The sequence below is a fragment of the Micromonospora sp. NPDC005299 genome (assembly GCF_042872345.1).
GTDB lineage: Bacteria > Actinomycetota > Actinomycetes > Mycobacteriales > Micromonosporaceae > Micromonospora.
In genome coordinates, this window is the sequence record NZ_JBIAKG010000006.1 from 327,684 (window position 1) to 336,330 (window position 8,647).

Consider the following 8,647-nt stretch of genomic DNA (forward strand, 5'->3'; position numbering starts at 1 on the left):
GTCGCCTCGGTAGGGTGGGTCGGTCGACTCCGACGCAGCCTTGATCCACACCCCGGGGGGCGCCACGCATGGGCGATTCGTTCGCGCATCTGCACGTACACACCGAGTACTCGATGCTCGACGGGGCGGCCCGGCTCAAGGACCTCTTCGCCGAGGCCGCGCGGCTCGGGATGCCGGCGGTGGCGATGACCGACCACGGCAACATGCACGGCGCGAACGACTTCTACAAGCAGGCGATGGCCGCCGGGATCACCCCGATCCTCGGCGTCGAGGCGTACGTGGCGCCGGAGTCGCGATTCCACAAGCAGCGGGTCAAGTGGGGCCGCCCGGAGCAGAAGAGCGACGACGTCTCCGGCAACGGCGCCATCACCCACATGACCATGTGGGCGCAGAACAAGGTGGGCCTGCACAACCTGTTCAAGCTCAACTCGCGCGCCTCCATGGAGGGCCACTACATCAAGTGGCCGCGGATGGACATGGAGCTGATCGCCGAGCACGCCGACGGGCTCATGGCCACCACCGGCTGCCCGTCCGGCGCGGTGCAGACCCGGCTGCGGCTCGGCCAGTTCGACGAGGCGCTCAAGGTCGCCGGCGCGTACCAGGACATCTTCGGCAAGGACAACTACTTCCTGGAGATCATGGACCACGGCCTCGACATCGAGCGCCGGGTCCGCGACGGGCTCACCGAGATCGGCCGCAAGCTCGCCATCCCGCCGGTGGTCACCAACGACTCGCACTACACGCGCGAGGAGCAGGCGGAGGCGCACGACGTGCTGCTCTGCGTGCAGACCGCCAGCAACATCGACGACCCCAACCGGTTCCGGCTGGAGGGCGGCGGCTACTACATCAAGTCGGCCGACCAGATGCGCGCGGTCAACAACTCGGAGCTGTGGCAGCAGGGCTGCCGCAACACCCTGCTGATCGCCGAGAAGGTCGACCCGGCCGGGATGTTCGAGTTCCACAACCTCATGCCGCGGTTCCCGATCCCGGAGGGCGAGAACGAGGAGTCCTGGTTCCGCAAGGAGACCTTCGCGGGGCTGGCCCGCCGGTTCCCCAACGGCATCCCCGAGGGCCACGTCGTCCAGGCGGAATACGAGCTGGGCGTCATCATCCAGATGGGCTTCCCGTCCTACTTCCTCGTGGTCGCCGACTTCATCCAGTGGGCGAAGAGCCAGGGCATCGCGGTCGGCCCGGGCCGCGGTTCGGCCGCCGGCTCGCTCGTCGCGTACGCCCTGGGCATCACCGACCTCGATCCGATCCCGCACGGCCTGATCTTCGAGCGGTTCCTCAACCCCGAGCGCATCTCGATGCCCGACGTCGACATCGACTTCGACGAGCGCCGGCGCGGTGAGGTGATCCGGTACGTCACCGACAAGTGGGGCGAGGACAAGGTCGCGCAGATCGCCACCTTCGGCACCATCAAGGCGAAGGCCGCGATCAAGGACTCGGCGCGGGTGCTCGGCTACCCGTACGCGGTGGGCGACCGGATCACCAAGGCGATGCCCCCGGCTGTGATGGGCAAGGACATCCCGCTGTCCGGCATCTTCGACCCGAAGCACCCGCGCTACGCGGAGGCGGGCGAGATCCGTGGCCTCTACGAGTCCGACCCGGACGTCAAGAAGGTCATCGAGACGGCGAAGGGCATCGAGGGCCTGATCCGGCAGACCGGCGTGCACGCGGCCGGCGTCATCATGTCCGCCGAGCCGATCATCGAGCACATCCCGCTGATGCGGCGGGACGCCGACGGCGTCATCATCACGCAGTTCGACTACCCGACGTGCGAGTCGCTCGGGCTGCTGAAGATGGACTTCCTCGGCCTGCGCAACCTCACGATCATCGACGACGCGGTCAAGAACATCCAGCTCAACCACGGCCGGGAGCTGGACCTGCTGGGCCTGCCGCTGGACGACAAGCCGGCCTACGAGCTGCTCGCCCGCGGCGACACCCTGGGTGTGTTCCAGCTCGACGGCGGGCCGATGCGCTCGCTGCTGCGGCTCATGAAGCCGGACAACTTCGAGGACATCTCCGCCGTGCTGGCGCTCTACCGGCCCGGCCCGATGGGCGTCGACTCGCACACCAACTACGCGCTGCGCAAGAACGGCCTCCAGGAGATCACGCCGATCCACCCGGAGCTGGAGGAGCCGCTGCGGGAGATCCTCGCCCCCACCTACGGCCTGATCGTCTACCAGGAGCAGGTGCAGCGGGCCGCGCAGATCCTCGCCGGCTACACCCTCGGCCAGGCCGACCTGCTGCGCCGGGCGATGGGCAAGAAGAAGAAGGAGATCCTCGACAAGGAGTTCGTCCCGTTCCGGGACGGCTGCCGCGAGCGCGGCTACTCCGACGAGGCCATCCAGGCGGTGTGGGACGTCCTCGTCCCGTTCGCCGGCTACGCGTTCAACAAGGCGCACTCCGCCGCCTACGGCCTGGTGTCGTACTGGACCGCGTACCTCAAGGCGCACTACCCGGCCGAGTACATGGCGGCGCTGCTCACCTCCGTCGGCGACGACAAGGACAAGATGGCGCTCTACCTCTCCGAGTGCCGCCGGATGCGCATCCAGGTCCTCCCGCCGGACGTCAACACCTCGGCCGGGCCGTTCACCCCGGTCGGGGAGGACATCCGGTTCGGCCTGGCCGCCGTGCGCAACGTCGGCGCGAACGTGGTGGCGGCGATCATGCGGTGCCGCGAGGAGAAGGGCGAGTACGCCGACTTCTACGACTTCCTGTCCAAGGTGGACGCGGTCGCCTGCAACAAGAAGACCATCGAATCGCTGATCAAGGCGGGTGCCTTCGACTCGCTGGGGCACAGCCGCAAGGGCCTGCTCGCCGTGCACGCCGACGCCATCGACGCGTACGCCGACGTCAAGCGCAAGGAGGCCGTCGGCCAGTACGACCTGTTCGGCGCCGGCTTCGGCGACGTGGACACCGGCGGCAGCACCACGGTGATGCCGGTCATCGGCGAGAGCGAGTGGGACAAGCGGGACAAGCTCGCCTTCGAGCGCGAGATGCTCGGCCTGTACGTCTCTGACCACCCGCTCTTCGGCCTGGAACACGTGCTCGGCGCGGCGGCCGACACCACCATCGCCGCGCTCTCCGAGGAGGGCACCGTGCCCGACGGCGCGGTGGTCACCCTGGCCGGCATCCTCTCCGGTGTGCAGCGCCGGGTCACCAAGCAGGGCCGGGCCTGGGCCTCGGCCACCCTGGAGGACCTGGCCGGTGGGGTGGAGACGCTGTTCTTCCCCAACACCTACGAGGTGATCGGGCAGTACATCGCCGAGGACGCCATCGTCGTGGTGAAGGGGCGGGTGGACCGTCGCGACGACACGCCGCGGATCATGGCGATGGACATGCAGATGCCCGACATCAGCAGCAACCCGGCGAACAAGCCGGTCACCCTCACCATCCCGGTGCACCGCTGCACGCCGCCGCTGGTGGAGAAGCTCAAGGAAACCCTGGTGCTGCACCCGGGCGACACCGAGGTGCACGTCAAGCTGCTCAACGGCGGAAAGGTCACCACGCTGCGCCTGGGCCCCTTCCGGGTGGCCGCCACCACCGCGCTGATGGGCGACCTGAAGAGCGTCCTCGGCCCCGCCAACGTGAGCTGATCCGGGTCATACCGGCCGGTACTCGACCTCGGGGCGGCCGGGGGTGCCGTAGCGGGGTGCCCGGACCGCGCGGTCGGCGGAGACCAGGTACTCCAGGTAGCGCCGCGCGGTCACCCGGGAGATCCCGGTGCGCCCGCTGACCTCGGTGGCGGAGAGTCCGCCGTCGCCGAGGGCGGAAAGCACGATGTGCAGCGTCTGCTCGTCCAGGCCCTTGGGCAGGGTGTGCCGGGTCGTGCCGCGCAGGGTGGCGAACATGCGGTCCACCTCGTGCTGGGCGGCCACCTCGCCGTCGGCGAGGGCCTGCCGCCGGTAGTCGGCGTACCGCTCCAGCTTGTCGCGGAACGCGGCGAAGGTGAACGGCTTGAGCAGGTAGTGGGTCACCCCGAGGGACACCGCGGTGCGGACCACCGCGAGGTCCCGCGCCGAGGTCACCGCCAGCACGTCCACGCTGCTGCCGGCCGCCCGCAGGGCCCGGCACACGTCCAGGCCGTGCAGGTCCGGCAGCCGGAAGTCGAGCAGGACCAGGTCGACGTCCGCGCCGCCGCGCTGGCGCAGCGCCGCCATCGCGTCCCGCGCGGTGTGCACCACGCCGACCACCACGAAGCCGGGCACCCGTTCGGTGTACGCCCGGTGCGCCTCGGCCAGCAGCGGCTCGTCCTCCACCACGAGCACCCGGACGTCGTTCATCGGGCCTCCCGCGGGACCGGCAGCCGGACGGTGAACACGGTCTCCCCGTCGTCGGTGCGGGCGACCTCCGACGCACCGCCGTGCCGGCGGACCACCTGTCCGACCAGCGCCAGGCCGAGCCCCCGGCCGGCGCTCTTGGTGGACCAGCCGCGCCGGAACGCGTCCGCCACCCGGTCCGGGTCCAGCCCGGGGCCGCTGTCGCCGACCCGGACCACCAACTCGTCCTCGACCGCGCCGACGAAGATCCGGACCCGGCGCGGCGGCGGGGTGCCGGCAACCGCCTCCAGCGCGTTGTCGACCAGGTTGCCGACCACCGTGAGCAGGTCGGTGGTGGGCAGGGGGCTGTCGTCGAGCCGGCAGTCCGGGTCGACCACCAGTTCCACGCCCCGCTCGCCGGCCCGCGCCGACTTGCCGAGCAGCAGGGCGGCCAGCGCCGGTTCGGTCACCGCGCCGACCACCCGGTCGGTGAGCTGCTGGGCGAGCGCCAGGTCGCGGGTGGCCAGCCGGACCGCCTCGTCGGTGCGGCCCAGCTCCACCAGGGTGAGCACGGTGTGCAGCCGGTTCGCCGACTCGTGGGTCTGCGCCTGCAACGCCTCGGTGAGGGCGCGGACCGAGTCCAGCTCGCTGGCCAGGTTGCGCAGCTCGGTCTGGTCGCGCAGGGTCAGCACGGTGCCGAGCACCGCTCCCTCGAAGCGGGTGGTCCGCTGATTGGCCACCAGCACCCGGTCGCCGGCCAGGATCGGCTCGTCGTGCGCGTCCCGGCCGGAGTCGAGCAGCTCCGCCACCGCCGGGGGCAGGTCGATCCCGGTGACCGGCCGGTCGGTCACCGCGGTGTCGTCGGTCAGCCCGAGCAGCCGGCGGCCCTCGTCGTTGACGAGCGCCACCCGGCGGTCCCGGGTCAGCACCAGCAGCCCCTCCCGGACGGAGTGCAGGACCGCGTCGTAGTACTCGTACATCCGGGTCATCTGGCTCGGCCCGAGGCCGTGCGTCTGCCGGCGGAGCCGGCGGCTGAGCAGCCAGGACCCGGTGGCCGCGAGGGCCAGGGCGGGTGCGGCGGCGCCGAGCAGCACCGGCACCTGGGCGAGCAGCTTCCGGTTGATCGCCTTGGTGGTGATGCCCACCGAGACCAGCCCGATGATCCGGTGCTGGTCGTCGTACACCGGGACGACCGCGCGCACCGACTCGCCGAGCGTGCCGACGTTGGTGATGGTGAACGGCTCGCCGGAGAGCGCCGGGCCGATGTCGCCGATGAACGGCTGCCCGATGAGCGCCGGGTTCGGGTGCGAGTAGCGGGTCCGGTCCGGGGCCATCACCACCACGAAGTCCGTTCCGGTGGCGACCCGGGTGCCCTCCGCGTACGGCTGGAGGGTGGCCGGCGGGTCGGCGGCGGTGAGGGCCGCGCGGACGTTGGGGGAGCCGGCGACGGCCTGCGCCACGGCCAGCACCTCGTCCTTCGCGGCCTGGTGGGAGTCGCTGCGGGCCAGCCAGACGGCGCCGGCCGCGCCGGCCAGCACGAGCAACGTCACCACCACCGCCTGGAGGGCGAACAGCTGCCCCGCGATGCTCCACTGCCGTCGGGCCACGTTCCCCTCCTCCCGCCGCCGGTCGTCGGCAAGTCTGGCGCAGCCCGCCGGTGCGGTTTCGGCCGTGCGCTGCGCGGGTGAACAGAATGAACGCAAGCGTGCCCTGCGTTGAGACCGGCGTCACATTGTGGGCATGGACACCACCACCCCACCCACCCCCGCGGCCGCCCGGCCCGCCCACCGGGACCGGACCCGGTACCTCTACCTGGCGGTCATCGTGGCCGTCGCCGCCGGCATCGTGGTCGGCCTCGCCGCGCCCGAGGTCGGCAAGGAGTTGAAGCCGCTCGGCACCGGCTTCGTGAACCTGATCAAGATGATGATCAGCCCGGTCATCTTCTGCACGATCGTCCTCGGCGTCGGGTCCGTCCGGCAGGCGGCCCGGGTCGGCAAGGTCGGCGGCCTCGCGCTCGGCTACTTCCTGCTCATGTCGACAGTCGCGCTCGCCATCGGCCTGGTGGTCGGCAACATCATCCACCCCGGCTCGGGCCTCAACCTCGGCCCCGAGGTGGCGGACGCGGGCAAGTCGGCCGCCGGTGGCGAGAGCGGCGACACCGTCGAGTTCCTGCTCGGCATCATTCCGACCTCGCTGTTCTCCGCGCTGACCGAGGGCTCGGTGCTCCAGACGCTGCTCGTCGCCCTGCTGGTCGGCTTCGCCGTCCAGGCCATGGGTCGCCGCGGTGAGCCGGTGCTGCGGGCCGTGGAGGTGATCCAACGCCTCGTCTTCAAGGTGCTGGCGATGATCATGTGGGTGGCCCCGATCGGCGCCTTCGGCGCGATGGCCGCGCTCGTCGGCGCGACCGGCGTGGACGCCCTGACCAGCCTGGCCCAGATCATGCTCGGCTTCTACACCACCTGCCTGATCTTCGTGATCGTGGTGCTCGGCGCGCTGCTGCGCCTGGTGGCGGGGATCTCGATCTTCTCCCTGCTGCGTTACCTGGGCCGGGAGTTCCTGCTGATCCTGTCCACCTCGTCGTCCGAGTCGGCGCTGCCCCGGCTGATCGCCAAGATGGAGCACTTCGGCGTCAGCAGGCCGGTCGTCGGGATCACCGTGCCGACCGGCTACTCCTTCAACCTCGACGGCACCGCGATCTACCTGACGATGGCCGCGTTGTTCATCGCCGACGCGCTGGGCAAGCCGATGGCGATCGGCGAGCAGATCGGCCTGCTGGCTTTCATGATCATCGCCTCGAAGGGCGCGGCCGGGGTGACCGGCGCGGGCCTGGCCACCCTGGCCGGCGGCCTCCAGTCGCACCGCCCGGACCTGGTCGACGGGGTCGGGCTGATCGTCGGCATCGACCGGTTCATGTCCGAGGCCCGGGCGCTGACCAACTTCGCCGGCAACGCGGTGGCCACCGTGCTGGTCGGCACCTGGACCGGCGAGTTCGACCGGGCGCAGGCCCAGGCCGTCCTCAGCGGGCAGCGCCCGTTCGACGAGACGACCATGCTCGACGACGAGGACCCGGCCGACGAGGATGCCGAGCCGGCCGGCCGCCGGGCCGCCCTGACCGACACGCCGGCCTGAGCCGACCGCACTCCACGCCCCGCCGGACACCCGTCCGGCGGGGCCCGGCGGACGCGTGTCCGGCGGGGACCACGAGGCGGGGATTGGCCGTCCCGGTGGCCGGCGGTGATCGCTAGCGTCGGTGGCATGGACCTGGAGCAGGCACAGAAGCTGTGGCAGCCGGAGCCCGGCTGGCTGAACACCGCCAGTTACGGGCTGCCGCCCGAGCCGGCCTGGCAGGCGTTGCAGGACGCCCTGGCCGACTGGCGGGTGGGCCGGATCTCCTGGGAGGGCTGGGGCGTGGCCGCCGAGCGGGCCCGCGCGGGCTTCGCCCGGCTGGTCGGGGTGGCCCCGACCGACGTGACGATCGGCAGTACCGCCTCGCAACTGCTCGCCCCGGTGGCCGCCGCGCTGCCGGCCGGCGCGACGGTGGTCGTCCCGGAGGTCGAGTTCACCTCCAACCTGTTCCCCTGGCTGGTGCAGCAGGAGCGCGGCGTCCGGGTCCGGACCGTGCCGCTCGCCGGCCTGGTCGACGCGATCGACGCCGACACCGACCTGGTCGCGTTCAGCCTCGTGCAGTCCGCCGACGGCGCCGTGGCCCCGTACGAGACGATCGTCGCGGCGGCCCGGGCGCACGGCGCCCTCGTCGCGGTGGACGCCACCCAGGCGGCCGGGTGGCTGCCCTTCGACGCGGGACTGGCCGACGTGGTGACGGTGGCCGCGTACAAGTGGTTGATGGCGCCCCGCGGCGCGGCCTTCGCCTACCTGGCCCCGGCGCTGCGCGAGCGGCTGCGGCCCGACGCCGCCGGCTGGTACGCGGGCAGCGACCCGCACGCCTCCTACTACGGCCTCCCGCTGCGGCTGGCCGACGACGCCCGGCGCTTCGACATCTCGCCGGCCTGGTTCAGCTACATGGGCGCAGCCCCCGCCCTCGAACTGCTCGCCGAGATCGGGCTGCCCGCCGTGCACGCCCACGACGTGGCGCTGGCCAACCGGTTCCTCGCCGGGCTCGGCCGGCCGCCCGGCGACAGCGCGATCGTCGCCGTCGAGGTGCCGGGCGCGCAGGAGAAGCTGGCCCGGGCCGGGGTGCGGGCGGCGGTCCGCGCCGGGCGGGTCCGGGCCGCGTTCCACCTCTACACCACCGAGGAGGACGTCGACCTGGCCCTCGCGGCGCTGACCGGCTGAGCCGTCGGGGGGGGCCCCCCCCCGGCCCGGGGGGGGGCCCCCCCCCGGCCCGCCCCCGGGGGCGCGCGCGGAGGGGGGGCGGGGCCCCC

General features: G+C 72.1%; 5 protein-coding genes. 3 read left to right on the plus strand and 2 right to left on the minus strand.

The annotated features are described in order from the left end of the window. Positions 1-68: 68 nt before the first annotated feature. A complete protein-coding gene (dnaE, locus tag ACFYPD_RS19790) occupies positions 69-3,602 on the plus strand; it encodes a DNA polymerase III subunit alpha (protein ID WP_387115264.1) in 3,534 nt (1,177 codons plus the stop codon). Positions 3,603-3,608: 6 nt separating this feature from the next. Here the strand turns inward: dnaE and ACFYPD_RS19795 are convergent, their stop codons facing one another. Next, positions 3,609-4,289: a response regulator gene (locus ACFYPD_RS19795; protein WP_387115267.1), complete on the minus strand. Its 681-nt coding sequence runs from the start codon at positions 4,287-4,289 to the stop codon at positions 3,609-3,611. After that, positions 4,286-5,872, minus strand: coding sequence for an ATP-binding protein (locus ACFYPD_RS19800; protein WP_387115270.1), 1,587 nt, complete (start codon positions 5,870-5,872; stop codon positions 4,286-4,288). Before ACFYPD_RS19800 ends, ACFYPD_RS19795 begins: the two co-directional genes overlap by 4 nt. Positions 5,873-6,005: 133 nt before the next feature. Here ACFYPD_RS19800 and ACFYPD_RS19805 point away from each other — a divergent pair, with 133 nt between their 5' ends. Continuing rightward, positions 6,006-7,394 carry a cation:dicarboxylate symporter family transporter gene (locus ACFYPD_RS19805; RefSeq protein ID WP_387115273.1) on the plus strand — a complete coding sequence of 463 codons (1,389 nt, stop codon included), beginning with the start codon at positions 6,006-6,008 and terminating at the stop codon, positions 7,392-7,394. Between the two features lie 126 nt (positions 7,395-7,520). Continuing rightward, positions 7,521-8,558 carry an aminotransferase class V-fold PLP-dependent enzyme gene (locus ACFYPD_RS19810; RefSeq protein WP_387115276.1) on the plus strand — a complete coding sequence of 346 codons (1,038 nt, stop codon included), beginning with the start codon at positions 7,521-7,523 and terminating at the stop codon, positions 8,556-8,558. Positions 8,559-8,647: the final 89 nt, after the last annotated feature.

Excerpts from the sequence above, each read along its gene's own strand:
- dnaE (WP_387115264.1), top strand. The coding sequence starts at position 69 with ATGGGCGATTCGTTCGCGCATCTGCACGTACACACCGAGTACTCGATG.
- ACFYPD_RS19795 (WP_387115267.1), bottom strand. The coding sequence starts at position 4,289 with ATGAACGACGTCCGGGTGCTCGTGGTGGAGGACGAGCCGCTGCTGGCC.
- ACFYPD_RS19810 (WP_387115276.1), top strand. The coding sequence starts at position 7,521 with ATGGACCTGGAGCAGGCACAGAAGCTGTGGCAGCCGGAGCCCGGCTGG.
- ACFYPD_RS19805 (WP_387115273.1), top strand. The coding sequence starts at position 6,006 with ATGGACACCACCACCCCACCCACCCCCGCGGCCGCCCGGCCCGCCCAC.